Source organism: Mycobacterium gastri (assembly GCF_002102175.1).
GTDB lineage: Bacteria > Actinomycetota > Actinomycetes > Mycobacteriales > Mycobacteriaceae > Mycobacterium > Mycobacterium gastri.
Genome location: NZ_LQOX01000130.1, coordinates 27,411 through 52,473, shown reverse-complemented (window position 1 = coordinate 52,473; position 25,063 = coordinate 27,411). Strand labels below are relative to the sequence as shown.

The following is a 25,063-nucleotide window of genomic DNA, read 5'->3' as shown; positions in this document are numbered from 1 at the left end:
GTGCGTAAACCTGCCACGTCGAAAATGCTGCGGTGCTTCGGCAGAGGGGTGCTTCGGCAGAGGGTTGGCGCCGCGTCAGCGCGATGCATGTCTTCGGGCCGTGAGAGCGGACGGGCCCCCGCGCGGCAGCGGCCCGGCTCGTAGGATCGGGCAATGCAGCTCGACGAGTACCTGTCACTGGATGCGACGGCTCTGGCCGAGCTCGTCGAACGCAAACAGGTCACCCCGGCCCAACTTCTCGCCGTGGCGCGCCAACGCGCCGATGCGGTCAATCCACGGTTGAACGCGATCGTTCGGCGCCTCGACGAGGTCGCCGACCGGCAAGCCGCCGACCCGCAGTTGCACGGCGCATTCGCCGGTGTGCCGTTTCTGATCAAGGATCTCGACCAGGAATATCAGGGCTTTCCCACCTCGTCCGGGTCCCGGTCGCTGGCCCATGACGTGGCCGACCGGCACGCCTTGATCACGCAGCGGTTCCTGGACGCCGGCCTGGTGATCTTCGGCAAGACCAACACCCCGGAGTTCGGGGCCAAGGGGGTGACCGAGCCCGAGTACTGGGGTCCGGCCCGCAACCCCTGGAATCCAGAGCGCACGCCGGGCGGTTCCTCGGGCGGATCGGCAGCGGCCGTCGCCGCGGGCATTGCCCCGGCCGCCGGGGCCAACGACGGGGGCGGGTCGATCCGCATCCCCGCGGCCTGCAACGGGCTCGTCGGCCTCAAACCCAGCCGGGGGCTGGCGCCCTACGGTCCGCAGACCGGCGAGCCGATGTTCGGTATGGCGGTCCAGGGCGTCGTGTCCCGCACCGTGCGCGACAGCGCCGGGCTCTACGACGCGATCATCGGACCCAATCCCCGTGCCGGCTACCAGGTTCGGCTCCCCGACGCCCCGTTCGCCGAACACATCCGGCGACGGCCGGGCATCCTCAGGGTCGGCTACTCGACGTCGTCGGCGATCAACCCCCGCCCCCACCGGGAGGCCGTCGCCGCGGTCGACGGCACGGCCACGCTGCTGCAGGACCTCGGTCACCGGGTCGAGGAAGTCAAGCCGCCCTACGACGACGCCGCCCTGGCGCGTGATTTTCTGACCATCTGGTTCGCTCAGCTCTACCGCCAGGTCGCCGACATCAAAGCGCGAATCGGCGCCCGCGACAGCGACTTCGAGGCCGACACCCTGGGCATGTGTGAACTCGCCAGGTCCGCCGGTGTGCTGGCACCGATGCAGGCGCTGGAGAACATCAACAACTACATCCAGTCCCTGACGACGTTCCACGAGAGCTACGACTACTTCCTGACTCCCACCCTGGCCACGCCTCCGCTTGCGGTCGGCGCCACCGCGACATCACCCCGGCTGCAGACGGCGTCCCGGCTGCTGAGCAAGCTGCGTGCGGGAAAACTGTTGGCGCTCAGCGGAATTCTGGATCAGCTGATTCAGGAGAGCCTGGGCTGGGTGCCGTACACGCAACTGGCCAATCTGACCGGACGGCCCGCCATCAGTGTGCCGTTGCACTGGACCGACGACGGTTTGCCTTTGGGGGTGCAGTTCGTCGGACGACTGGGCGCCGACGGTGACCTGTTACAGCTAGCCGCGCAGCTCGAAGAAGCCCGCCCCTGGGCGCAGCGGCATCCGGCGCCCGCGGTGAGTTAGCTTCTCGCTCACGCCCATTCGTGCACCGGAGCGCCGGTGTGGGCGTTCTCGGCATAGAGCCGGGTCATCTCGTGCAGCGCCGTGATGCGCTGCATCCCGCCGTCCTCGAGGCGGCGCACCACCCCGGTCTGCCAGGCCGCGCCGGTCTGCCCGGTCCGCACCCGCGCTTCGATGACACCGAGGTAGCGGTCGCGGTCGGTCGCATCGACGCCCCAGGCATCCAGCCCGGCAGCGGCGGCCGGTAGCAGGCACTCCCCGGCGAGCCGTTCGACCGGCTGCTCGCCACCTTGCCAGTGCAGCCGCGCCGTCAGCCCGTCGCGGGCCCCGCGATGCAGGTTCTGCTCGGCCGCCGCGAACGGCAGCTGCCGCCACGGCGCAGCGTCGCTCTCGGCGATCGACCGGACCAGCCCGTAGTAGAAGGCGGCATTGGCGACCATGTCGACAGCGGTCGGACCGCTTGGCAGCACCCGGTTTTCGATGCGCAGTTGCGGTTGCCCGGCCTGGACGTCGTAGACCGGACGGTTCCAGCGCCACACCGTGCCGTTATGCAGCCGAAGCTCCCGCAGGGTGGGCGCGTACCCGGCCTCCAGGGCGGCATCGGGGTCCTGGGCCTCCAGCATCGGAAACAACGGCGGAAACAACCGGACGAGGTCGTCGAACAGTTCCACGGGGTCCTCGATCCACCGGTCACCGAGCCGCACCCGAGCCGGTACGCCGGCGCGGACCTCTTCGCGGCGACGGGTGTCGAGCAGCTGTTCGAGCAGCGTGATGCGGGTCTCCTGCCACGCCTGGCGGCTGAGCAGGTACGGCGAGTTGGCCGCCACCGCCACCTGCGCCCCCGCGATGGCCTGGGCGGCGTTGTAATAGGCGGCGAAGCGGTCCGGCGCTACCCGCAGATGCAGTTGCAGGCTGGTGGTGGCCGCATCGGGTGCCACCGAATCGGTGGTGAACTCCACCGGCTCGCAGCCGTCGACAATGCGCACCACAAACGGCCGGTGGCGGGCGGCGGACATCCGGCTGGACAGCAGCTCGTAACGCGGGTTGCGGGAGATGCGCTCGACGGTGAGCTGCTCGGCACTCAGCGTCGGCAACATGCCCACCGCGAGAAGTCGAGTGCCCAGCCGCTCGATGCGGGCCCGGCACCCGTCGAGCACCTCGGCGAGATCGCGTTCGCTGTCCCGCAGCACGCTGCCGTGTAGCCCGCGGGGCGCCAGGTTCAGCTCGACGTTGAACTGGCCGAGCTCATGCTGCATGTCCGCGCGGCCGAGGCAGGCCAGGACCGCGTCGTTGACCAGCCGCGGCCGGCCCAGCGGGTCGACCAGGTCGAGTTCGACCTCCATGCCGATGGAGTCCTGGTGGTCGGTGAACCAGCCGTCGTCGACCATGCGGCGCAACGCTTCGACGCAGCGCTGCAGCCGATGCCGCACCTCGCGCTCGTGGCCGACGACCAGGCCGGAAGCATCGACGCGGTCACCCACGGCACACCTCCTCGCGGCACGGCCGGATGCCACCGCAACTACAGCATGCCCCTTCCTAAATCGGAACAGCCATCGGCTGGAACACGCCGAGGTGGTAGGAACTGCCGGCGTACTCCTTGGCGCCCACCAGTTGCGACAGCGGCGTCTGGACCGGCTCGCCGCTCGCCAACCGGGCGGCAATGGAGTCGAGATCGAACCGGGGGCGCCAGCCCAGGTGGTGCCGGGCCCGAGCGTTGACGTACACGCGGTCCAGGCGGTCCGGGAAGCGCCAGCCGCGCCGCTGCCACACCCGCGCGGCCAGCGGTGCCCGCCGGGCGAAAACCGTTGCCGCGTCGGTGCGCAACAGCGCCAGGTCATCAGGGGTGAACGGCGTGGTGGCCGAGACGACATACCTGCCGAACCCGAGGTGCGGGGCGCGCGCGGCGGCTCGCAGGTGCGCGTCGACGACGTCTTCGAGCGCGACTCGGCGAAACGCATATTCGTTGGCTTTGATGTTGTCGTCGCTGCGGCCGTCGTACAGCTGCGGCATGTCGTCGCCGTCGGCGAAGAAACGGGATGCGCGCAGCACGACACAGGGCAGGCCGTGGTTGCGATGCGCGAGCTGACAAAGGTCCTCGGCCCCGACCTTCGATACGCCATAGATGTTCTTGGGCACCGGCAGCACCGACTCGTCGATCCACGCGGCCGGCTGGTCCTCGGGCGGGGTCAGCGCGTCCCCGTACACCGTCGTCGAGGAGGTCATGACGAAGGCGCGCACCTTCGCGGCAACCGCGGCTTCCAGCATGGTGTGCGTGCCGCCGATGTTGGTGTCCAGAAATTCCTGGCCTGCGACGAACGCCAGCTGCGGCTTGTGCAGGGCCGCCGCGTGGTACACCACGTCCACCCCGGCCATCACCTCGCGCAGCAAGTCCGAATCTGTCACCGAGCCAACGACATTCGTGTATTCCGAGGGGCGGGAGTCGAGGCCCATGACGTGGGCGCCGTGGGTGCGCAGCGTCCGCACCAGGGCCTCACCGAGATGACCGGAACTGCCGGTGACCAGCGTGCGCACCGCACGGCCGGTGTGCGAGAACAGTTGCGTGGTTCGCGTGGTCGGGTGAATTCTCATGGCGGCCGGGTGGGCTCCGGTTGGAGTGACGAGCATCTGTGTCCCCTTACCTGGTACTGACGGATTCTTCAAGCACCGACCTCAGCCGCGCATTCCGGCGACCGCACGATCGATGTCTTCGGGTGAAAGCCATGGCCCGGCAGCTTCTTTCGCGATTCGGCGGATCACACGGGACACCGCGAGGCCGGCGTGTTGCGCCGAGGTCCGCAGCTGCTCGAGTTGCGACGAGTCCAGGCCGTGGAATCCGAAGCAGACCTCCCACGGATCGATGCCGTAGCTTTGCGGCGCGCGCCCCAGCATGTCCGATCGAGCGGCGTCGAACAGCCGGTCCACATCGATGCCCGACAGATGCCCCCGGCGCTGCAGCGCGGCGACCAAGCACTCGGTCTGGCAGTTCCCGGCTCCGCGCCCGAAGCCCATCAGCGTCGCGTCCAGGAAATCGGCCCCCGCCTCGAACGCCTCCAGCGTGTTCGCGACGGCCAGGCCCAGGTTGTTGTGCCCGTGGTAGCCGACCGTGACATCGGTCGCGTCGCGGATGGCCTCGACGTAACGTCGCACATCTTCGGGCAGGAACGTGCCCGTGGTGTCCACCACATAGACGATTCCGACGCCCATATCGCGCGCCCGCGTCGCGGCACCGGCGAGCACCTGCGGTTCGAACAGATGAGACTTGACCAGCTGAATCGAAACCTCGAGTCCGCGGGATTTCGCGCGCTCGACGAACGGCGCGAAGCTCTCCAGTTCGGTGGCGATCACGCACATCCGCAGAAAGTCGAGGTATTCGCCGGCCAGGTCCACCGTCGCGATGGGCGCCAGGGCCGGGACGATAACGGCGCCCAGTTTCGCCTTGCAAACTGCGTCCCGGCCGGTGCGGAAATACTCTTCGTCGGTCTGAGCCGCCCGGCCCTGCGCCGCCGAGGCGCCGATGGTGACACCGTGCCCGATTTCGATGTAGGGAATGCCCGCCTCGTCGAGATCGCCGATGATAGTGCGCAGATCGTCGTCGCGGTAGCCGAAGTTGACCGCGTAGCTGCCGTCGCGAATGGTTGTGTCGAGGATGACCGGTTCGCGTGTCATTTTCCGACTCCTATCTCGGGTTTGTTGAGTTCCGGGTCGATTACGACGTCAACCACGCACGGGCCGGTCGCAATCAGGGCTTTTTCCAATGCGGCACGCACATCGGCGGCCTTGTCGACACGAATTCCTTGCGCACCAAGGGCATTGGCCATCGCAGCCAAGTCGTTGGCGCCGGTCGCAGCAAGCGGCGAGGGGTCCATCCGGCCGCGGATCACCGCGGTGGTGGCACTCAACTGTCCGTCGTTCAAGACAATCCAGGTGACCGGGAGGCCCTGGGCGACCGCGGTGGAGACCTCGGTGCCATGCATCAGGAACGCGCCGTCACCGGCGATGCAGACGACGCGTTGGCCGGGCCGGGCCAGCGCCATGCCGATGGCGCCGACGACACCGCAGCCCATGGGGGCGAAATCGACCGTGGCAAAGAACGTTCCGGGCGCTCGCACCGGTATCCCGCGAAAGGCCCAGTAGATACATGTCCCGGAATCCGTGCAGAGCGTGCTGTTCGACGCCAACAGGGAGTCCAGCTCCCGCATGACCGCCAGCGGATGGATGGCGTCGCCTCGGGTTGGCGGGACCGGCAACGAAACCCGCGCCGGTACCGTAACCGCTCGCGCGGATCGCGCCGTCCGGGCGCTCAGCGATTCCACCAGGCCCCGCGCGGTGGCAATGACGCCTAGCGAGGTCGGGACCAAACGGCCGAACGCCGAGGGATCGGGGTCGACGTGGATGACCTCGGCTTGCAGAGCGCTCCAGCGCGGCGAAAAGGAGCGGGTGACCAAGCCGTCGAACGAGACGCCGACCGCGATCAGCAGATCGCACGGCGCGCCGAAAAGATAGTCTTCGGCCCTGCCGTCACCGAACAAGCCGAGCACGCCGAGCGAAAGCGGATGCGTTTCCGGGACAACTCCGCGCCCGTTGGGAGTCGTCGCAAACGGCAGCCCGGCTTTCTCACACAGCGCGAGGATTCCGGCGCCGATGCCGTCCCGGCGAGCACCGTTGCCCAGCAACAGCATTGGCGCAGCGGATCGCTGCAGCCGGCCGATCACCTCGGCGGCGATCTGCGGACCGCTCGGGGCGAGGATCGCGGTGGCGGCGCGGCCGGTGGCGGTCATCGCGACCGGGTCGTCGGGCAGCACCTCATCCACCAGGTCGCGCGGCAGGCTGATGTGCACCGGTCCGCCGGGGGTGCTCGCCAGGGCCCGAAACGCCCGGTCGATCTTGGTGCGAGCATTGGCCACCGATTCGATCGATACCGAGCTGCGGCAGAGGCGACGGAAGACCGCACCCAGGCCGAGCCCGTCCTCGCTGGTGTCCTGCTGCGAATGCAGACCGAATTCGGCAACCGGCACCTCCCCGGTGAGAACGAGTATGGGTACGTGGTTTACCGAGGCATTGGCCACGGCGGTCACGACGTTGGTCGCCCCGGGTCCGGCCGCGAAGACCGCAGCCGGCCGGCCGGAAGCCCGGGCATAGCCGTCGGCGAGGTAGCCGGCGCCGCCTTCGTGCCGGGTCAGCACGATGTCGAAGTCGTCGTCGCGGGCGAGCCGGGCCAGCAACGTGTCGAGCCGCGAGGTCGGCAGCCCGCACAGCAGGGATATCCCGGCCTCGCGCATCCGGTTGACCAGGTGGTCGCCGACCGTCGTCACGGCCGGACCTTGCGCTTGTCGCATTCGGGCGCGTAGGCCGGACCGCAGGCACACAGGAACACCAGCGGGTCGCGACCGAGATTGCGGATCTTCTGCGGCACCCCGGCCGGGATCCAGACGGTGTCGCCGCTGCCCACCGCCCGGGTTTCCGATCCGACGAACACCAGGCCGCTGCCGGAGAGGACGAAGTAGATCTCGTCGGTGTTTTCCAGGCAGTGCCATACGGTTTCGGCGCCGACCGCCACCGTCGCGTGCGCCAGGCTGACCGAAGCAATGCCCACGTTCACCCGGTCGACCAGCAGCCGGACCTCAGAGAGGTCCGCGGCGGTAAACGGCTCGGCGTATCTGGCGTTGCTGACGAACATGCGTACAGCGTCGGCGCGCGCCCTGGTCGAATCCTTGACAGATCCTTGGAAAGACATGGCCATACGCGGCCGCCTCAGGAGCTACAGTGACACGATGCGCCGCCAGGCGGGTCGGCCACCGCGGGCTCCGACGACCGTAGCCAGCACTCATGCCGGAAGCCAACAGCGTCTGGACGATGATGCCCGGACAGCCGGCCGCCCCGCCGCGCCGGATCCCAGTGCGGACTGCCGACTGGATTCCAGGCTGTTGCTGATCACCGTGACGTGCATGATGCTGCCGCTGATGGTCACGCTGGACACCACGGTCATCAATGTGGCACAGCGGACGTTCGTCGACGCGTTCTCGTCGACCCAGGCCGTGGTGGCCTGGGCATCGACCGGCTACACCTTGGCGCTTGCGGCGGTGATCCCGCTGACCGGCTGGTTGGCCAATCGGCTGGGTACCAAGCGGCTGCTGATGGCCTCGGTGCTGATGTTCACCGCGGGATCATTGCTGTGCGCGCTGGCGTCGAATATCGCACTACTGGTGGCCTTTCGGGCCCTGCAGGGTTTCGGCGGCGGGATGCTGTTGCCGCTGCAGCTGATCATCCTGGCGCGCGCGGCGGGTCCGGCCCGGCTGGGCCGGGTGATGACGATCAGCATGATCACCGTCTTGCTGGCCCCCATCGTCGGACCCATTCTCGGCGGCTGGCTAATCGGCTCGTTCGGCTGGCAGTGGATCTTCCTGATCAACCTGCCGATCGGAGTAGTAACCCTGGTTCTGGCGGGATTGACGTTGCCCCAAGATGATTCGCTGCCGGCGGAGTCGCTGGACGTCGTCGGCATGGCGCTGCTGTCACCGGGGCTGGTGCTGCTGCTCTACGGGGTGTCACAGCTGCCCGGGCGCGGCACCTTCGCCGACCCGTATGTCTATGCACCGGCCACCATCGGTGTGCTGCTGATCGGCGCTTTCGCCCGCCACGCGCTGCGCCGGACCGACTGCGCGCTGATCGATCTGCGGCTGCTCAAGAATCGGTCGGTCGCGGCCGCCAACGCGACCCGGTTCCTGTTCGCCGTCACCTTTTTCGGCAGTTGTCTGCTGTTTCCGGCGTACTTCCAGCAGGTGCTCGGCAAGACCCCGATGCAGTCGGGGCTGCTGCTCATCCCGCAGACCGTGGCCGCCGCCACGGTGATGCCGATCGTCGGACGGCTGATGGAAACCCGGGGACCGCGCAGCGTGGTGCTGGTCGGCATTGCGGTGACCGTCGCCGGCATGGGCATGTTTGTGTACGCCATCCGCCACCAGCTCGTCGACCTCACCATGCTGCTGGGGGGGCTCGGCCTTTTCGGCCTGGGCACCGCCTGTTTGATGGTCCCGGTGACCTGGGCGGCCGTGCACACGCTCAATTCCAGCGAAGTAGCCCATGGCTCGACGCTGTTCAACGTCAACCACAACGTCGCCGCGTCCGTCGGAACGGCCTTGATGTCGGTGATCCTCACCAGCAGCTTCAACGGCAGCGCCGCCATCGCCGCGGCCAGACAAGCGGACTCGATCCGGGAACAGGCGGCCCGGCGGGGCTTGTCGGCCGACCTGTCCGGGCTGCCGTCACAGGTGCGCGCGCCCGACTTCCCCGCGCACCTCGCCGACGACTTGGCGCTCTCCTACACCGGGGTGTTCGGGGTCGCCATGGTCCTGACCGCGATGATCGCTATTCCGGCGTCGTTTCTGCCGAAACGGGCCACACCTCGAGTGCGGCTGATGAAGGCGGATTCGTAGCACCCGCCGGCGGTATCGGGTCAGTTGCCTTCGGTAGCCGGGCTCGCATCCTTGGCGCCCATCTTCAGGATTGCCGCGGCCAACGGGTAGTCGGCGCCTTCGCGTTGCTCGATATAGCGGCGAACCCGCTCGTTGCCGAACAGCGCGACACCGGCCTGCTCCATATATTGGCGCATCTCGTCGATGTCGAGCAGGATCAGCTCGTCCTCGCCGCGCCAGCCGAACGCGATCTGCAGCACCCGCGGCGACAGATCGAAGTACTCGCCGACCGCGATGAGCTCGGCAAAGTCGGGGAAGTCGTCGGCCTCCTTGCGCCGGGAGTAGGTGGCTTTGGGCAGTTTGAGCGCGGAACCGATCTCGCTGTCCGGAACGTCGCGGTTGAGTAGCCACTCCAGCACGCGGCCAAGATCCTTACCTGCTCGGTTAAGTCTTGGCATCCCATCAACGTAGTGCCGGTTCCGGAAGTCGTCAACACTGACGCGCTATTGGAACCTAAGCCGAGTAAGCGAGCTCTGCGATCTTTTTTGGGAGGCTATTCCATTTTTGAAACATATGACGTATCGTACTGTCCGTGAGGTGGTGAGGCGGCACGGAGGCCCGTCACACGAAACGAGATCCTCACCGGACCAGATCGGGGTTAACGCCATGGACGACGCAGCGACCAAGAAAAGCCACCCCTTGCCGTCACAGCGGCGCCGCATCGCCGGGCGGCTGTCTCGTTGGGTCATCGTCATCACAGCCGGAGCAGCCCTGCTGGCCTCCGCGCCCGCCGTTGCCGACGTCGCCGACGTCGCCGAAACCGGCCCGTCCTACCAGCTCGGCTACACCAAGGCGGTCCAGGATGGCCGTTTCACGGTCAGCAGAATGCGCGCGATGGGCTTTCCGGACGACGCGATCGTCATCTCGAACCAGGTGCACAAGGTCTGCGCCAGGGAACTGGCCTCCGTGCAGACCGTCGCCGGGGTCAACGGCGCCGACTTCCTGCGTGGCTGCGCCAGCGGAGTGCAAAGCCTGGTCGAGGCCGGAATGGCCTCCTGACACCTGCGCCGCCGGCTGCGGGTCCCGGTTACCGGCGACCCGGCCGCGCTCGAGCGCTGACCCGTCAGCCGCGCGCTGATGTCACGCGTTGTCGAGCCGGCGGGCCAGGAAGTCCAGGACAGCGCTGGCGAAAATGTCGTTGCGGTCACCGGCCACCATGTGCCCCGCGCCACGCACGTCGGTGAACTCCACCTGGGGGAAGCGGGACAGAAATTCGTCCGCGCGCTCCTGACTGACCAGGTCGCTCATCTGGCCACGAATGAGCAGCATGGGCACGCCACCGCGCAGGATCGCCGCGACGGCGGCGTACAGACGGTCGGCCTCGGTGACCTCGATCGGGGGAAACGCCGCGGTGCCACTGATGAATTGCGGATCCCAGTGCCAATACCAGCGATCGCCGCGACGGCGCAGGTTGGTGGTCAGACCTTCCAGATCGGACGGTCGTGGGCGATGCGGGTTGTACTCGGCGATTATGTCAGCGACTTCGTCGAGTGAACCGAACCCCGATTCCACCCGGTTGGCCATGAACGCGTGCACCCGATTCGCCCCTGACGGGTCCATGTTCGGCACGATGTCCACCAGCACCACCGCGCTGGCGATGCCCGGTGCGAGTTCCCCGGCCAGCAGCATCGCGGTGAACCCGCCCAGGGAAGCGCCCACCAGGACCGGGCGCGGGGGTAGGCCGCGCAGCAGCTCCTGGACGTCGCGGGCGAAGCTCACGACGCGATAGTCGCCTTCGCTGGACCAGTCCGATTCGCCATGGCCCCGCAAGTCGACGGTGACGGCTTGCCAACCCCGTTCGGCCACCGCGGCAGCCGCCCGGCCCCAGGAGCGACGGGTCTGCCCGCCGCCGTGCAAGAACACCACGGCGCGCGCCCGCGGATCACCCAATCGGTCGGCGACGATGCGGACACCGCCCGGCCCCTGGATCGAGAACGATTCCGGCGCAGTCGTCATCACCTGATGTTAAGACGCTCTGACTGAGCCCGACGAAGCCCCGGCTGGCTAATCTAAGCCCCGGGACTCGGCTCGGCCAGCCGACTCCCCGACATTGAATTGAAGGGTGCGCGATGGGATTCGAACAGCCGACACCGGTGACCCAGCTGACGCTGGAACTCCGGCTCGCCACGATGATGACGGGCGGGGTCAGTCTCACGGTCTGGATGGCCGGCGTCGCGCGCGAGCTCAACCTGCTGGCGCAAGCCTCACAATGGCGCCGGGCGGGCGGGAGCTTCCCGACGAACAGCCGGCTCACCACCGAGTCGACGGCATCTCTGCGGCTTTACGCCCAGCTCATCGACCTGCTCGACATGATCGTCGACGTCGACATCCTGTCCGGGACAAGCGGGGGCGCCATCAACGCGGCGTTGCTTGCGTCGTCGCGCATCTCGGGCGCTGATCTCGGCGGGCTGCGGGACCTGTGGCTCGATCTCGGGTCGCTGACCGACCTGTTGCGAGACCCGCGCGACGAGTTCACGCCGTCCCTGCTGTACGGCGACGAGAAGCTGTTCGCCACCCTGGCGACGCAGCTGCCCAGACTCGAGACCGGTCCGTTCCCGCCGACGGAGTTTCCCGGCGGTATCCGCATCCCGTCCACCACCCTGTACGTGACGACAACCCTGCTGTCCGGAGAGGCGAGCAGCTTCACCGACTCGTTCGGCACTCGCGTCCAATACGTCAACCGGCGTGGCCTGTTCACCTTCACCGAGGCAGACCTGACGAACAAGGGCATCGCCTCGGCTCTGGCGCTAGCCGCGCGCAGCTCGGCCTCGTTTCCCCTCGCGTTCGAGCCCTCGTTCGTGCCCTTCATGACGGGGACCCCCGCGCGGGGCGCTGTCCCGGCCCGACCACCGATGGCGCCGTACGCCAATATCACCCGTCCGCACTGGGTCGCCGACGGCAGCCTGCTCGACAACCGGCCCATTGACGTGTTGCTCAAACGCATCTGCGACCGCCCCGCCCGGCGTCCGGTGCGCCGGGTGCTGCTGTTCGTCGTGCCGTCGTCCGGACCCCCACCGAACCTGATGGAGCAGGCGGCACCGGACAGCGCCGACGAGCGGCTCGGGCTGCTCGCGAGTCTGCTGCGGGATCTGGGGGCGATCACCACTCAGTCCATCGCGACCGACCTGCGAGCGATTCGCGGGCATCAGGACCGCACGGCGGCCCGGATCGACGCCAAGTTGCGCCTGGCGGAGCTGGCCGCGACGCTGCCGCAAGGCTCTCGGCTACTGACACCGACGCTCCTGACCGACTACCAGGCACGCGAGGCACAAAAACATGCACGCGAGCTGGCCGATGCGCTGTTGCGCCAGCTCGGCAGCTGGCTACCGGCATCGAGCACCGCAACCGAACGGGTTCCCAAGAACTGGGAACCCGAACTGGCGGCAGTCGACACCGAGAAGGCGTGCCGCCAACACATCACCGACGCACTGCTGAGATGTTGGTCGCAACCGCCACACCAGCCGCTGCCCGAGACCACCGCCGACCTTGCCCGGTATGGCCAGCCGGCATACGAGCTTGCGAAAGGCAGTGCGCTCGCCGTCGCCCAGGCGGCATACCACCTGGCGAAGTCGGACGCCGATATCGCCGAATTGGCAGCACTGACCGGTGCCATCCATGCCGCCGGCCCGTCGCCCACCGCAGTCGATCTGGGTGATCTTGTTCGCGCGGTATGCGAGAACACGTCCATCCGCGAAGGGTCGCTCAAGGATGCGGCCGCCTTGATCGCCGACGGCTATCTCCAGCAGTTGGCGGTGCAACAGGACGCCTGGGACCGGCTCGGCGACGCGTTGGTCAACGGTTATGACACGCTGAAGCGGTTGTGCGCCAACGCCGCAGCGGCCGTCGGCGCCGAGCGAGGCGCGTTGCTGTCACATGATCGCGTTGGTCCCGGTGCGCTCAATACCTACCTGGCCTACCTGGGGACCGGGGACGACCCCACGGCGATAGCGACGAAACTGTTCGAGCTGGCCGCGACACAGCGGGCCATGCTCCCGGCAGATTCCGGGATCGAGCAGCCGGTGGAGCTCGTGCAGGTCAGTGCCGACACCCGCAGTCTGCTCGCACCAGACTGCCGGAGTGCCCAGCAGAAGCTCACCGGTATGCAGTTTCATCAGTTCGGGGCCTTCTACAAGCGGTCATGGCGAGCCAGTGACTGGATGTGGGGACGGCTCGACGGAGCCGGCTGGCTCGTCCATGTGCTGCTGAACCCACGACGTGTGCACTGGATCGCGCAGACCCGGGTCGGCACGCCAGGACGCGAGAGCCGGGCGCAGTGGTTTCTGCGCCAACTCAAAGCCCTTGGAGCACCGGAGTTTCCGCGTTCCGGCTACCGGCTGCCGACCTTTGGTGGTCCTGAGGAGCTGCTGACCGAAACCATGGTGCTCGACGAGCTGGCATTTCTGGACGACCCGACGATGCCGTTGCCGACGAGCATTCCGCTGACCGCGCTGTGGCTGGCGCAGGCGTGGCACCAGCGAATCCTCGACGAGGAGTTGGACACACTGGCCACCACGGTGATCGACCCGCAGCCTGGACAGCGGCCGGATTGGAGCCCGACAACGTCGCGGACCTGGGCCAAGAAAGTGTTGGCCGCAGCTCCGGGAGACGCCAAATACGCTCTCTTGAACGAGAACCCGGTCGCGGGTGAAACGTTTGCCAGCGACAAGCGATCACCGCTGATGGCGCAAACCCTCGCGAAGGCCGTCGCGATCGCATCTGCGGCGGCAGGCTCAATTCGGTTGCTTCCCAGTGCTTTAAAACCATCCGTGGTTACCCTGCGAACCCTGGCGCTCGGTGGATACCGGGTCGTATCGTTGACCAAAGGCATTGCTCGGACCACGATCATGGTCGGCGTGATGCTGCTGATCCTCGGTGTTGCCACCGCGATTCAATCGGCAACGGTGCTCGGCGTTACCGGCCTGATCATGGCCGGAACCGGTAGTTATCTGATCGTCCTGGGAACATGGCAGTTCTCCAGCAGGTCGCTTTTTGCGCTGCTCTCGGTCACGCTGGCCGGCGCGGTGCTTTCGCTGGCAACGCCCGTCGCACGCAGCTGGCTGTTCGGCGACGCGGACCATCCCGGCCTGCTGGGCGCCAATATCTACTGGCTCGGCGAACAGTGGTGGCGGCCCCTGATCGCCGTGGGCGCGGTCGCGCTGGGCATCACGGTCATCGCGGCCGCCAAGCCCGGACGCCGGTGAAAGCACGTCATAGCGCACGGATCCCGTTGTAGAGCACCATCACTCCGATCAAAACCAGCACCACCGCAAGCATTGCGGCGTGGTTCTTCGCCATCCAATCTTTGAGTCGGGTCAGCGGCTCGTCGAGGCGATCACCGGCACTCAGGTAACCCACTATCGGGAAGGCGACCGTACTCCCGGCGAGGGCGACGAAGATCGCGGCGCATATCCACTTACCGGCAACGCCGAGCGCACTGGTGCCGATAGCCAATCCGCCCGCCAGGCAAATGATCAGCACCTCGGGTCGCAGCACCACCAGCACCGCCGCGGTAATGCCGGCGCGCCGCGGAGTAATCGTCGAGAACGACCGCATCCAGCGCGGCGATTCGGCGTGCCCATGGCGGGTCAGCCAACGGTAGCCGCCGAACAGGACCAGCGCCGAACCAAGAACCACCCGCACCCAGGACGCCCAGGCCGGCGGCGTCCGGTGCAGGCCGCCGAGCAGGCCGGAACCCGCGATGAAGATCGCGGTCACCGCCGCCAGCCCCAGCAGCCAGCCGACCAGGAATGCCAGGCCCGTCGGACGCGGCCGCGGCGCGTGTAGCACCAGGACCGCCGGGATGACCGTCAACGGCGAAACCGCGATCACAAGCGCGAGCGGAACCAGACTGGCCAGCACCGCACCCCAATTTGCTGTCACGGGCTGAAATCTTCGCATCGACCGGCCACCCCAACGCACCCCGGGGGGTTCGATCTCCAAGCGATTCGCCTTGACGAGCGATGACCCGGTCTATGATCCGGCGTTGTGAGGGACGCGTATCCCGAACATGGGCCCGCGTCGCCGCCACGGTATCTCGTTGCGATCCTGATGTTCGTCGTGCCGATGAGCCAGATACCGCTGGACCTGTACACCCCCGCGCTGCCACAGATGGCCGTCGATCTGCGTGCCTCGCCGACGGTGATGCAACACACCGTGGCGGCCTACCTCTTGGGGATGAGCTTGGCGCTCGTCCCCGTCGGAGTCATCGCGGACGCCCGGGGCCGCAAACCGGTCCTGCTGACCTGCCTGGGCATCGTTGTCGCCACCAGCGTGCTGTGCGCGGTCGCCGGCAGCGTGCCGGTGCTTCTCGCGGCGCGCTTCGTCGAGGGCGCGGCCGCGTCCGCCTGCATGGTGGTGCCCTACGCCATTGCCGCGGATTGCTTCCGCGGCCGGCGCTTGACGTCGGTGTCGGGACTGCTCGGCGTCGCGTGGGGGTTGGCGCCGGTGCTGGCGCCCGCGGCGGGCGGGGTGCTGGTCGAGTTTCTCGACTGGCGGCTGGTGTTCGCCTCGATCGCGGCGTTGGCCGCGCTCGCCGCGGTGGTCGTGGTGCTATTTTTGCCCGAAACGCTTGCGCGGCAGAAGCGTTCACCGATCCACCCGAGGGCGACCGTCCGGGTAATGGCCACCGCGCTGCGGCAGCGGGTGTTCACCAGCTTCGTGCTGGTTTTCGGCCTGATGGCCTCGGCGCAGCTTGCCTTCGGGGTGGCCGGACCCTTCCTTTACCAGCAGAACCTGGGTTTCTCGCCGGCGGCATACGGGTTGATGGCCCTGATCGTCGGGGTGGCCAATCTGTGCGGCGAACTGGCCTGCGGCATTCTGGCGGTTCGCCTCTCGGCGCGCCGGCTGGCCATGGGCGCGCTGACGGTCTTCGGCATCGGCAGTTCGATACTGGTCGGATCGGGACTGCTGATCGGAAACGACGCATGGGCACTCACCATCGGCTCCAGTCTGGCCTTGGCCGGTTGCGGGGTGCTCTGCCCGCAGATGTACGGCCTGGCGATGGGCCTTTTCGCCCGCAATCTCGGCTTGATCGGCGGTCTGGTGAGCGGCATCGGCTATCTCGTGGTCAGCGCCGCCATGGCCGCTGTCGGCGCATTCCATGAAAGCACCCAGACACCGCTGGGGCTGTTGTACGCGGCATGTGGCGCAACAGCATTCGTGTTGCTCACCTGGGCCATGGCCAGGTACGGACGAGTCCGGCAACCGGCACATTGACGACGGCCGGTGCCCGGCCATCCGGGCGGGACGCCGGACCGGCCTGCGCCGGTCAGGACTGCGGGTTCTTGCCGACCGTGACGGGCGCCCAGCTGGGCGGCACGAGCAGCGTGCCACGCAGACTGCCCTTGGCGGTGCGGAGGGTCACCAGAACCCAGGTGGCGAGTAGACCGGCGTAAGCGATGACGGCGGCCACCTTGAACGCTGGCAGCTGCGTGTGCACGGCCAGCTGCGACGTACCGGTGACGAAGGTGCCTACCGGGAAGGTGAGGCTCCACCATGTCAGGGCAAACGGCATGCCGCGCAGCAGGGTTCGCACCGTCAGCGAGGTGGCCAAGGCAATCCAGAGCACCGCGAAACCCCACACCGGAATCCCGAAGATGATCGCGAACGCGGCCATGTCCTCGGCCAGCTCGTGCGGCACCGCGCCGGTCATCGCACCGGCCGCCAAAAGTCCTGCGGCGGTGATGGATTGGCCGAGCGGCCCCAGCACGATCCACAGCGTCGGCACCCGCGCCGAGCCGGAAGTGCCGTACAAGGCCAGCCGGCTCCAGATCATCGCGATGATGTTCAGCGACGCCACTAACGACAGTCCGAACATCGCGTAGCAGCCGTAGAGCATGGTTTCGCGGCCGGTGCCCGCCGGCATGTGCTGGAGCAGTTGCGCCCCGGTCGCGGCCGACACCATCGGCGGGACCACCGGCATGAGCCAGCCGCCGAATGCCGCGTCCGGCTCCACGCGAAGCTGGGTGAACATCAGGAACGGAATGCTGACGGCGGTGAACAGGCCACCGAGCGTTCCCGCGCTCCACAGCACCCAGTCCAGGTCGACGGCAATGCGGTCGCCGATGAGGTGTGCACCAGCCAGCAGTGTGCCGGAGCCGACGGTCATCAGCGCCATGGGTGCGGCGCCGTAGAAGTGGGCCATCTGCGGATTGCGGGCGTGCGTGCGGGCCACGGTGGGATGGCGCAACCAGTGCCCGCCGACCAGGACGATCAGCACGACCAGCAGGACCGTCGCGATCACCCAGACCGCTTCGGCAAAGGCGCGCAACCCAGGCACGTGGACCGGCAGGGTGGCCCCGGCAATAGCCACGATTCCGGTGCCCATGACCGAGGCGAACCAGTTGGGCCCGATATTGCCGAGCACTTCCACCCGCGTGGACGGCGACGAAGCATCCGCCGAGCTTGCGGTGGCCATAGCTGAGCAACACTACCGACGCGGCAGCCTCGAAGATGACCCGGCCAGGCCGACCCGCCCTATGCCACCCGCTGGAAAAGCCGCCGGCATATCGCTGACGCGCCTCACCGAGCTACCGCAGCTGCGACGCACCAAGATGCGTCGCGAGGTTGCCATCAAGGTGCTGGCGCCGGAGCTGGCCACCGAGCCGGGATACCGGGAACGGTTCCGCCGCGAGGCCTACGGTGTCCCTCCTCAACAAGTCGCGGTAGACCAGACCGGTGCCGTCTACGTCAGTGACTCTCCTAAGAACCAGATCCTGAAATTGCCGGCGGGAGCCGGCTCCCAAACAGTGCTACCGCTCAGCGGGCTCAACCATCCCGAAGGCGTCGCGGTAGACGCAGCCGGAAACCTCTACGTGACCGACAGCAACAACAACCGGGTGCTCAAACTAGCCGCGCACTAGCCGGTTGGTCCGGATTTCGGTTGCCCGATACGGGCCAAGACGTTCCGCGAGCCGCATACACTGCCTGCAGTAATGCTTTCTTCGCAGACGAGGTTCGCATTGAGAAAAGTCCCGCTTGGGGTGTGGTTTTCGGTAGTGCTACTGATCGCCGCGCTAGCCATGCCGATCAAGCAACGGTGCGGGACACCGAGCCGCAGCTGCGCCAGCACGATGGACGCAAACGGCAACGTTCACTACTACTACGAGATTGAACCACTGGGGGTATTCCTCCTGGAAATGATCACCGGCACTAACATCCGCTGGTATTACACGTCGGGCGAGGAAATCTCGTGATCCTAAGGCGCACAACGGGTTTAGCTAACCCCGGCAGACTTGCGGCGCATACTGCACGGTTGTGGTAGACGGCGTGTTGAACTGAGAGTCGACGGTGAGCTCGGGAATCACCGGCTGATTTTCGACGCCGAGCCGCTTCAGTTCGAGGTTGATCTGCATGGTGTCGGGCGCGATTCTGCGGGCATTGGTGTCGCGGTCCGGCCGCATCGACGCATCGGTGCTGGCAGGCCCTTGGGTGCGGACGATGGCAAGGTCGTCGGTGTCCTGTTCCGGGCCGAGCTCGACGAACTTCTTGCCGTTGTTGGCGACACTGTACGTCAGGATGTAACCGACAAAGCCGGACGAGTGATTGCCCGTCGGCGACTGCGGCAACGGCTGCGCGAATCGAACCACCAGCTGCAACACGCCGCTTCGGGGACGGCTGACGTCTACCGACGCCACGGTGAGGTTGTCGGGCGGCTTCGGTCCGTCTTGCAGCTGGCAGTTAAGCCGCTTCGGCAGGCGTGCCCAGTCGTCGCGGGGCGATTTCACCCAGAACGCAAACCCGATTCCGACCGACATCAGCACCAAGACGATGGGAAGTAGCAGCCGCAGTGCCGCCGGCATCCCCGACCAGCCCCCGCGCACCCCGTTGGCGACGGCCCGTAACGGTGAGCGTGCCGTCGAGCGGTCCGCCCGGCAGTGCTTGGTCCAGTGCTGACCGTCCCAATATCGCTGTCCGCCCGAACCGTCGGGATTGAAATACCATCCTGCCGGCGGTGAAGTCGGCACGGTCACGCTCCATTCAACGTCGGGGTCGGTGAGGGCTCGGCCGGGCGCGCCCGATCACGGCGGCGAATCCAACGACTCCGGGGGCGGATCGAGCATTTGGACGTGGTCGCCTTGCCACTGGAACCCCACGGTGGTCAGGGTGCCGTCATCGCAGGCGTCACAGCTTTGTCTGCTCCGGTAGGTGAGGACGACCAGGTCGTCGGTGGAGGCCGGAACCTCCAATTCGGTGAACGGATATGCCACCGGGGTGGCAGTGCCGACGAACGCCCCGCGGTGAAACATCAGCGCCTGGTCCGGTGAGCTGCGGGTGGCATCCACCACCGTCACCACCACCGCCGATAAGTCCGCGCACGGATCGTAGTCGCTGAACTGCGGGGTGGGATTCCATGGTTTGCCGGTCTTCTTGTCCGGGGGGAGCTGGGCGAGCGCCGCGGATACCGCGGTTGCCTCATCCGGCCCGCACTGGCCCGCGGGCGTGGTGGACACCGTAGTCGGCGGGTTCGGCGGGGCGGTCGTGGGCGCCGGACCGGCGCCGGACTGCGGCCTGCCCGAGAACACCACGACCGCCACGACGATGACGGTTAGGACGGCTAGGAGCACCGCCACCAGCCAGATGACGCGCCCGGACCAGGCCGGCCCCGACGGTGGAGTCGTATCGACATCGTCGGACGGCTCGTAGGCCGGCTCGTAGGTCGGCGGGGGCCAGTTAGGGTCGATATCGCCCGATGCCATGTTCGTGCCCGACACCCCTCCCTGTTGGGCGGCAGACGCCTCCCCGGTACTTCCGAGCTTGGCGAATTGTAGCCAGAAGGTGCAGGTAGGGGAAATGAACCGGCCGCGGAGTAGCCGCTGCTCAGCGGGTGAATCTGCCCACATCCGCGCATCTGGAGTGGGGGCTGTGCAGCAATCTGCCGCATACTAGACGGCATGCAGCAAACGACGTCCCGGCAAACCGCCGGCCCGGCGCCGGCCGGTGAACCGGTGACGGGTCGAGGCTTGTGATGGGTCGTTCGGGCGGACGTCACCGCCGTCGCGCTGTCCGTAAGCCGTCTCCGCTGCGCCGACGGCTGTCGCGAAGCTTCATGACCCTGGTCTCCGTGGTGGCCCTGGGCATGACCGGGGCCGGATATTGGGTGGCTCACGGCGCACTGAGTGGCATCACCATTTCCCAGGCCCTGACCGCCGAGGACCCGCGGTCCACCGGCAACAACATGAACATCCTGCTGATCGGGCTGGACTCGCGCAAAGACCAGGAGGGCAACGATCTGCCGTGGTCGATCCTCAAACACCTGCACGCCGGTGATTCCGACCAGGGGGGCTACAACACCAACACCCTGATCCTCGTGCACGTCGGCGCCGACGGAAAGGTCGTCGCCTTCTCGATCCCCCGTGACGACTGGGTGCCCTTCACCGGCGTTCCGGGCTACAACCACATCAAGATCAAGGAAGCCTACGGGCTCACCAAGCAGTACGTTGCTCAGCAGTTGGCCAACCAAGGGGTGAGTTCCCAGCGAGAGCTGGAGACCCGGGGCCGCGAGGCCGGCCGCGCCGCGACCCTGCGTGCCGTGCGCAGTCTGACCGGCGTTCCGATCGACTACTTCGCCGAGGTCAATCTGGCCGGTTTCTACGATCTGGCCGAGACGCTGGGCGGCGTCGAGGTGTGTTTAAACCACGCCGTCTACGACTCGTATTCCGGCGCCGACTTTCCCGCCGGCCGCCAGCGACTCGACGCGGCCCAGGCACTGGCGTTCGTGCGGCAGCGTCACGGTCTGGATAACGGGGACCTCGACCGGACCCACCGGCAGCAGGCATTCCTGTCGTCGGTGATGCACGATCTGCAGGATTCGGGCACCTTCACCAATCTGGACCGCCTCGACAGCCTGATGACCGTGGCCCGAAAAGACGTCGTGTTGTCGGCCGGCTGGGATGAGGATCTGTTCCGCCGCATGGGCGAACTGGCGGGCGGGAATGTCGAGTTCCGGACCCTGCCTGTGGTGCGTTATGACAACATCGACGGCCAGGACGTCAACATCATCGACCCGGCCGCGATCAAGGCCGAGGTAGCCGCGGCGATCGGTGCCGGTGCCCCGGCGGCGACAACCACGACCCCCGCCGCGAAGCCGGACCCGTCCACCGTCGTCGAAGTGGTCAATGCCGGCAGCATCAGTGGGATGGCCAGCCAGGTGTCCAGCGCGCTGCGAAAGCGCGGCTACACCGCCGGCCAGGTCCGGGACCGCCAAGCCGGCGATCCGTCGGCCAGCACGATCAAATACGGCACCGGCGCTCAAACCGACGCGCAGAATCTGGCCAGCCTGCTCGGCGTCGACACGTTGAAAGCGGACCCCAGCTTGGCACCGGGACACATCCAGCTGACCGTGGATACCGACTTCGCGATGCCGGCCCTCGACGAATCCCAAGAAACCAGCACGACCACCACATCGACCGGCAGCAAGTACAACACCTATTACAGCGGCGGTACTACCAGCACATATCCGACGCCCGATCACGGAAAGCCGATCGATGGCGGCGGAGTTCCCTGTGTGAATTAGGGCGCGCAACGCGCGCAGCGTGAATTAGCTAGGCGTGGGTTCCGCCGTCGATGCGGATTTCGGTGCCGGTGATGAACGCACCGTCCTCCGACACCAACATGGCGATGACGCCGGCGACCACCGACGGGTCGGCCATTCCGGCGCCGCTGGATGTCTCGGTGGTGGGCAGGACGGGCATCAGCCGGGTAAACAGCGACCAGTCGGCATCTTGCGGAAGGTAACCGCCGGTGGCATCGGTGATGCCGGACTTGATGCTGCCGGGCGCCACGCACACCGCACGCAGACCCGCCTTCGCGTATTCGACCGCCAGCGAATGGGTGAACGCCTGAACGCCACCCTTGCTCGCGGCGTAGGCCGCCATGTACGGATGGGCGAACGATGCCGAGGTGGAGCTGAAGTTGACTATGGTGCTGCGCTGGTTGGCCAGCAGCGCGGGCAGGGCTTCCCGGACCACCAGAAAGGTGCCGGTCAGGTTGACCGCGATGATCTGATTCCACTGCTCGGTGCCGGTCTGGTGAGTGTGCGCGGCGCGCAGCATGCCGGCGGCGTTGATCAGCGAGTCCAGGCCACCCAGGGTGTCGACGGCGCGTCGCATCCCCTCGATCACCGACCGCTCGTCGGCGACGTTCAGCTCCCTGATGGTGAACCGGTGGCCGGTCCCGGCCTCATCTGCCCGGGCCGCTGTCATGGCCAATCCGTCGGTCGCGATGTCGGCGCCAACCACCGCGGCACCCTCGTCCAGCAGCCGCAGTGCGGTGGCCTGACCGATCCCGGAGGCGGCGCCGGTCACCAGAATCCGCTGGCCTTCGAGTCGCTGCATGGCCTCAGACCACTCCGCGTAACCCGTCGCGGCCGAACACCGGTTCCAGCATCGCCGAGTAGTCCGGGCCCCGTCGCAACATCTGGCCGCCGTCGACGTTGATCACCTGCCCGGTGATGAAGCCGGCGGCGTCGCTGAGCAGGAACATCGCCAGGTTCGCGACGTCCTCGACCTCGCCGACCCGCGGCAGCGGCGTGCAGACCGCGTAGTCGCGGCTCAGCTCCGGCGATTCGGTGACCGGCGCGACGAGTTCGGTGCGGATCAATCCCGGGCGGATTCCGTTGACCCGTACCCACGACGGGCCGAGCTCGTCGGCCGCCAGCTGCATCAAGTGGTCGACTGCGGACTTGGTGACCCCGTAGGCGCCGAACCAGCGATGCGTATTGCTGGCCGCGATCGAGGAGATGCCGACGAAGGAACCGCCGCCGCCGCGGACCATCTCGCGCGCAGCGTGTTTGAGCACATACATGGTGCCGTTGACGTTGAGGTCAACGGTGCGACGCCAGGCCGCCGAGTCGATCTGGGTGATCGGCCCGATGGTCTCCGACCCGCCCGCGCAGTGCACCACACCGTGCAGCTGACCGTGCCACGCCGTTACCGCGTGGACTACGCGGGCGGTCTCCTCCTCGTTGGTGACGTCCGCGGGCTCGTAGCGGATGGACCCGCCGCGTGCCTTCAGCGCTTCGAGTTCTTGCACGGCGCCCGCCAGCCGGTCGGGGTTGCGGCCGACGATCATGACCGAGGCTCCGGCGGCCACCAGACCGGCCGCCACCCCCTTGCCGATTCCGCTGCCGCCGCCGGTTACCAGATACGTCCGGTCTTGAAACGAAAGCTGCATTCGAGCCCCTCACAGTGAAGCTGAAACAGGTTCTCGTCATCGAACCATGCGGCCGTCGGCTCGGATATCAGCCCCCGGTGTCCTCGAGCACATTAGTCACAGCTGCCACACCGGTTTCTGGGAAGGTGGACGGCAATGTGCCCAGCTACTAGCGACAAATCGGTTGCGCGGGCCGGTTGCAACCGGAGGTGTCGCTGTTAGCGGTCGTGGGGCTGCGCTCCGGTGTGGGGAGATGGGGCCGCCGACTGTGCGCCGACGGCGCCGAGTGTGCGCCGACGGCGCCGAGTGTGCGCTGGCGGCGCCGAGTGTGCCGTCAGGGCGGGCCGATCGTGGATGTTCCCGCCCTACCTGCACAGTCACACCCGTCACTGCACACTCGATTCGGCGGCATGACCGCCGATTCGGTGAGCACGTGAAACATCCCCCGAACGCCTGCCATCACAAGCGGTTTGAGCGAAGGTGCGGTATCGGTGTGCCGAAAACAGAGCTAGGCAGCCAAGGCTGCGCAACAGGACATCATTGACCAGCAGCACTCGTGGTCACCCTGAATTTCCGAGTCAGTGGTAGGCAGAAGGGACTCTCTCCCCTTCCGGGTTACGGGTGTGACGGATATGACGGATGTGACCCAGACTCGCGGCGCTACGGCGTATCGCGGCGCGCCACCTTGGTCGGCTTCGCCGTACGCCAGTCTTCGACGTCCGGCGGCAGGCCAACCGGGTACCTGCTTTCGTTGTGGGCAGCCCAATGGGCATGTCCCAACTCGTGGACGTGAAACGCATGCCGCAGCGCCTCGGTGAAACCCATGGCGTCGGAAGCCGCGTTCACCGAGTCCTTGACCAGCAACGCCGCCATGGTAGGACGCTCGGCGATGCGCCGCGCGAACTCCAGGGTCTTCTCCTCCAGTTCGGCGGCCGGAAAGACCTTGGACACCATGCCGAGCCGGTAGGCCTCGTCGGCATCCAGCGAATCACCGGTCAACAGCAGCTCTTTAGCCTTGCGCGGACCGAATTCCCAAGGGTGAGCGTAGTATTCGACGCCCGGCATACCCAGTCGCACCGCCACCACGTCGCTGAACTTCGCATTGTCGGCGGCGACGATCAGATCGCAGGCCCAGATCAACATCAGGCCCGCCGAGATCGCGTTGCCCTGGACCTGGGCGATGGTGATCTTGCGTAAATCGCGCCAGCGGCAGGTGTTCTGGAAATAGAAGTGCCACTCTTGCAGGTACAGCTTCTCCATGACCGCGTCGCGGGTGGCGCCATGGGAGCGGAAGGTCGGATGCTGCGCCGGTCCGGGCTTGCGCTCCAGCATCGCCTCCTCCGACCCGAGGTCGTGCCCGGCGGAGAAGTTCTTTCCCCGCGCGGCCAGGATCACCACGCGCACGGCGTCGTCGGCCTCGGCCTGGCAGAACGCCTCGTCGAGCTGAACCAACAGGGTTCGATTCTGCGCGTTGTGGGCCTCCGGGCGGTTGAGCCAGATCCGCGCGATCCGCCCGTCGTCGAGGGTCTCGTAGGCCACCAGCTCGGCGGGTTTGGCGCCGTCGGCCTGGGCATCGGCTTTGTCCGAGAGTGTCATTGCGCCCACCTGCCTTGTCTCGCGGGTCGTCATGGGGCTGATATCGCCTTTACAGATTACGGTGACTCTGTAAGAAGGTCACGGGCCGGGCGGCCGCGCGGTGCGGCGCATTGAGGCGAGCGGGCGGCCAGGGAGGTGCTCGCCGCGAATTGAGCCCGGCTCGTCGCCGCCGCTGCGTGCCGGATTTTGCTTCGCTTACAGTT

Annotated in this window: 21 protein-coding genes and 1 pseudogene; 8 read left to right on the top strand and 14 right to left on the bottom strand. The window is 67.1% G+C overall.

From position 1 onward, the window contains the following. Positions 1–153 precede the first annotated feature (153 nt). A complete protein-coding gene (locus tag AWC07_RS21210; protein ID WP_036410268.1) occupies positions 154–1,644 on the top strand; it encodes an amidase in 1,491 nt (496 codons plus the stop codon). A gap of 8 nt (positions 1,645–1,652) precedes the next feature. On the opposite strand, the gene AWC07_RS21205 is transcribed toward AWC07_RS21210, so the two are convergent. From AWC07_RS21205 to AWC07_RS21185, 5 genes are all read right to left on the bottom strand, one after another. Beyond that, positions 1,653–3,122 carry a glutamate-cysteine ligase family protein gene (locus tag AWC07_RS21205; protein ID WP_036410266.1) on the bottom strand — a complete coding sequence of 490 codons (1,470 nt, stop codon included), beginning with the start codon at positions 3,120–3,122 and terminating at the stop codon, positions 1,653–1,655. A 55-nt stretch (positions 3,123–3,177) separates the two neighbouring features. After that, complete coding sequence (locus AWC07_RS21200) at positions 3,178–4,230, bottom strand: NAD-dependent epimerase/dehydratase family protein (RefSeq protein ID WP_051507819.1); 1,053 nt, start codon at positions 4,228–4,230, stop codon at positions 3,178–3,180. An 81-nt stretch (positions 4,231–4,311) separates the two neighbouring features. After that, positions 4,312–5,307: a 4-hyroxy-2-oxovalerate aldolase gene (locus AWC07_RS21195; protein ID WP_036410264.1), complete on the bottom strand. Its 996-nt coding sequence runs from the start codon at positions 5,305–5,307 to the stop codon at positions 4,312–4,314. Next, positions 5,304–6,953, bottom strand: a complete 1,650-nt coding sequence (locus tag AWC07_RS21190; RefSeq protein WP_244187655.1) for a thiamine pyrophosphate-binding protein — start codon at positions 6,951–6,953, stop codon at positions 5,304–5,306. Before AWC07_RS21190 ends, AWC07_RS21195 begins: the two co-directional genes overlap by 4 nt. Beyond that, the gene (locus tag AWC07_RS21185) at positions 6,950–7,318 is read right to left on the bottom strand and encodes a cupin domain-containing protein (protein WP_036410261.1); all 369 of its coding nucleotides are present in this window, start codon (positions 7,316–7,318) and stop codon (positions 6,950–6,952) included. The genes AWC07_RS21190 and AWC07_RS21185 overlap by 4 nt, the downstream gene beginning before the upstream one ends. Before the next feature lie 94 nt (positions 7,319–7,412). On the opposite strand from AWC07_RS21185, the gene AWC07_RS21180 reads away from it, so the two are divergent. Further along, positions 7,413–9,074 (top strand): DHA2 family efflux MFS transporter permease subunit, encoded by a 1,662-nt coding sequence (locus tag AWC07_RS21180; protein ID WP_085105222.1) that lies wholly within the window; start codon positions 7,413–7,415, stop codon positions 9,072–9,074. Between the two features lie 20 nt (positions 9,075–9,094). Here the strand turns inward: AWC07_RS21180 and AWC07_RS21175 are convergent, their stop codons facing one another. Continuing rightward, positions 9,095–9,511 (bottom strand): hypothetical protein, encoded by a 417-nt coding sequence (locus tag AWC07_RS21175; protein ID WP_233428362.1) that lies wholly within the window; start codon positions 9,509–9,511, stop codon positions 9,095–9,097. A 208-nt stretch (positions 9,512–9,719) separates the two neighbouring features. Here AWC07_RS21175 and AWC07_RS21170 point away from each other — a divergent pair, with 208 nt between their 5' ends. Continuing rightward, on the top strand, positions 9,720–10,112 hold the full coding sequence (locus AWC07_RS21170) for a hypothetical protein (protein ID WP_036413236.1): 393 nt from the start codon (positions 9,720–9,722) through the stop codon (positions 10,110–10,112). 81 nt (positions 10,113–10,193) lie between these two features. Here the strand turns inward: AWC07_RS21170 and AWC07_RS21165 are convergent, their stop codons facing one another. Then, on the bottom strand, positions 10,194–11,069 hold the full coding sequence (locus AWC07_RS21165) for an alpha/beta fold hydrolase (RefSeq protein ID WP_208622452.1): 876 nt from the start codon (positions 11,067–11,069) through the stop codon (positions 10,194–10,196). A gap of 113 nt (positions 11,070–11,182) precedes the next feature. Between AWC07_RS21165 and AWC07_RS21160 the strand changes: the two genes are divergently transcribed. Beyond that, positions 11,183–14,314, top strand: coding sequence for a patatin-like protein (locus AWC07_RS21160; RefSeq protein WP_084293515.1), 3,132 nt, complete (start codon positions 11,183–11,185; stop codon positions 14,312–14,314). Positions 14,315–14,321: 7 nt separating this feature from the next. Here AWC07_RS21160 and AWC07_RS21155 read toward each other — a convergent pair whose 3' ends face one another. Continuing rightward, entirely contained in the window at positions 14,322–15,011 is a 690-nt protein-coding gene (locus AWC07_RS21155) for a GAP family protein (RefSeq protein ID WP_036413234.1), read from the bottom strand. A gap of 87 nt (positions 15,012–15,098) precedes the next feature. Between AWC07_RS21155 and AWC07_RS21150 the strand changes: the two genes are divergently transcribed. After that, positions 15,099–16,328: a multidrug effflux MFS transporter gene (locus AWC07_RS21150; protein WP_244187653.1), complete on the top strand. Its 1,230-nt coding sequence runs from the start codon at positions 15,099–15,101 to the stop codon at positions 16,326–16,328. Between the two features lie 52 nt (positions 16,329–16,380). On the opposite strand, the gene AWC07_RS21145 is transcribed toward AWC07_RS21150, so the two are convergent. Continuing rightward, the gene (locus AWC07_RS21145; RefSeq protein ID WP_036413232.1) at positions 16,381–17,529 is read right to left on the bottom strand and encodes a TDT family transporter; all 1,149 of its coding nucleotides are present in this window, start codon (positions 17,527–17,529) and stop codon (positions 16,381–16,383) included. 232 nt (positions 17,530–17,761) lie between these two features. On the opposite strand from AWC07_RS21145, the pseudogene AWC07_RS28965 reads away from it, so the two are divergent. Continuing rightward, a pseudogene (locus AWC07_RS28965) lies at positions 17,762–17,968 on the top strand (serine/threonine protein kinase); the annotation flags it as partial. A 78-nt stretch (positions 17,969–18,046) separates the two neighbouring features. Beyond that, entirely contained in the window at positions 18,047–18,307 is a 261-nt protein-coding gene (locus tag AWC07_RS21135; protein WP_208622451.1) for a hypothetical protein, read from the top strand. A 24-nt stretch (positions 18,308–18,331) separates the two neighbouring features. On the opposite strand, the gene AWC07_RS21130 is transcribed toward AWC07_RS21135, so the two are convergent. Together AWC07_RS21130 and AWC07_RS21125 are read right to left on the bottom strand one after the other, a co-directional pair. Next, the gene (locus tag AWC07_RS21130) at positions 18,332–19,078 is read right to left on the bottom strand and encodes a DUF2510 domain-containing protein (protein ID WP_036413242.1); all 747 of its coding nucleotides are present in this window, start codon (positions 19,076–19,078) and stop codon (positions 18,332–18,334) included. Between the two features lie 54 nt (positions 19,079–19,132). Beyond that, positions 19,133–19,810, bottom strand: a complete 678-nt coding sequence (locus tag AWC07_RS21125) for an LppP/LprE family lipoprotein (RefSeq protein ID WP_085105223.1) — start codon at positions 19,808–19,810, stop codon at positions 19,133–19,135. A gap of 269 nt (positions 19,811–20,079) precedes the next feature. Between AWC07_RS21125 and AWC07_RS21120 the strand changes: the two genes are divergently transcribed. Beyond that, the gene (locus tag AWC07_RS21120; protein WP_036415693.1) at positions 20,080–21,627 is read left to right on the top strand and encodes an LCP family protein; all 1,548 of its coding nucleotides are present in this window, start codon (positions 20,080–20,082) and stop codon (positions 21,625–21,627) included. A 28-nt stretch (positions 21,628–21,655) separates the two neighbouring features. Here the strand turns inward: AWC07_RS21120 and AWC07_RS21115 are convergent, their stop codons facing one another. The 3 genes from AWC07_RS21115 to AWC07_RS21105 all read right to left on the bottom strand — a co-directional run bounded on the left by AWC07_RS21115 (position 21,656) and on the right by AWC07_RS21105 (position 24,860). Further along, positions 21,656–22,447, bottom strand: a complete 792-nt coding sequence (locus AWC07_RS21115; RefSeq protein WP_036415691.1) for an SDR family NAD(P)-dependent oxidoreductase — start codon at positions 22,445–22,447, stop codon at positions 21,656–21,658. Between the two features lie 4 nt (positions 22,448–22,451). Further along, entirely contained in the window at positions 22,452–23,285 is an 834-nt protein-coding gene (locus tag AWC07_RS21110; protein WP_036415688.1) for an SDR family oxidoreductase, read from the bottom strand. A 639-nt stretch (positions 23,286–23,924) separates the two neighbouring features. Next, a complete protein-coding gene (locus tag AWC07_RS21105) occupies positions 23,925–24,860 on the bottom strand; it encodes an enoyl-CoA hydratase (protein ID WP_036415698.1) in 936 nt (311 codons plus the stop codon). Between the last annotated feature and the right edge of the window lie 203 nt (positions 24,861–25,063).

Excerpts from the sequence above, each read along its gene's own strand:
- AWC07_RS21160 (WP_084293515.1), top strand. The coding sequence starts at position 11,183 with ATGGGATTCGAACAGCCGACACCGGTGACCCAGCTGACGCTGGAACTC.
- AWC07_RS21200 (WP_051507819.1), bottom strand. The coding sequence starts at position 4,230 with ATGAGAATTCACCCGACCACGCGAACCACGCAACTGTTCTCGCACACC.
- AWC07_RS21195 (WP_036410264.1), bottom strand. The coding sequence starts at position 5,307 with ATGACACGCGAACCGGTCATCCTCGACACAACCATTCGCGACGGCAGC.
- AWC07_RS21125 (WP_085105223.1), bottom strand. The coding sequence starts at position 19,810 with ATGGCATCGGGCGATATCGACCCTAACTGGCCCCCGCCGACCTACGAG.
- AWC07_RS21105 (WP_036415698.1), bottom strand. The coding sequence starts at position 24,860 with ATGACACTCTCGGACAAAGCCGATGCCCAGGCCGACGGCGCCAAACCC.
- AWC07_RS21175 (WP_233428362.1), bottom strand. The coding sequence starts at position 9,511 with ATGCCAAGACTTAACCGAGCAGGTAAGGATCTTGGCCGCGTGCTGGAG.
- AWC07_RS21115 (WP_036415691.1), bottom strand. The coding sequence starts at position 22,447 with ATGCAGCGACTCGAAGGCCAGCGGATTCTGGTGACCGGCGCCGCCTCC.
- AWC07_RS21155 (WP_036413234.1), bottom strand. The coding sequence starts at position 15,011 with ATGCGAAGATTTCAGCCCGTGACAGCAAATTGGGGTGCGGTGCTGGCC.
- AWC07_RS21165 (WP_208622452.1), bottom strand. The coding sequence starts at position 11,069 with ATGACGACTGCGCCGGAATCGTTCTCGATCCAGGGGCCGGGCGGTGTC.
- AWC07_RS21185 (WP_036410261.1), bottom strand. The coding sequence starts at position 7,318 with ATGTTCGTCAGCAACGCCAGATACGCCGAGCCGTTTACCGCCGCGGAC.
- AWC07_RS21145 (WP_036413232.1), bottom strand. The coding sequence starts at position 17,529 with ATGGCCACCGCAAGCTCGGCGGATGCTTCGTCGCCGTCCACGCGGGTG.
- AWC07_RS21180 (WP_085105222.1), top strand. The coding sequence starts at position 7,413 with ATGCGCCGCCAGGCGGGTCGGCCACCGCGGGCTCCGACGACCGTAGCC.
- AWC07_RS21110 (WP_036415688.1), bottom strand. The coding sequence starts at position 23,285 with ATGCAGCTTTCGTTTCAAGACCGGACGTATCTGGTAACCGGCGGCGGC.
- AWC07_RS21170 (WP_036413236.1), top strand. The coding sequence starts at position 9,720 with ATGGACGACGCAGCGACCAAGAAAAGCCACCCCTTGCCGTCACAGCGG.
- AWC07_RS21120 (WP_036415693.1), top strand. The coding sequence starts at position 20,080 with ATGGGTCGTTCGGGCGGACGTCACCGCCGTCGCGCTGTCCGTAAGCCG.
- AWC07_RS21135 (WP_208622451.1), top strand. The coding sequence starts at position 18,047 with ATGCTTTCTTCGCAGACGAGGTTCGCATTGAGAAAAGTCCCGCTTGGG.
- AWC07_RS21210 (WP_036410268.1), top strand. The coding sequence starts at position 154 with ATGCAGCTCGACGAGTACCTGTCACTGGATGCGACGGCTCTGGCCGAG.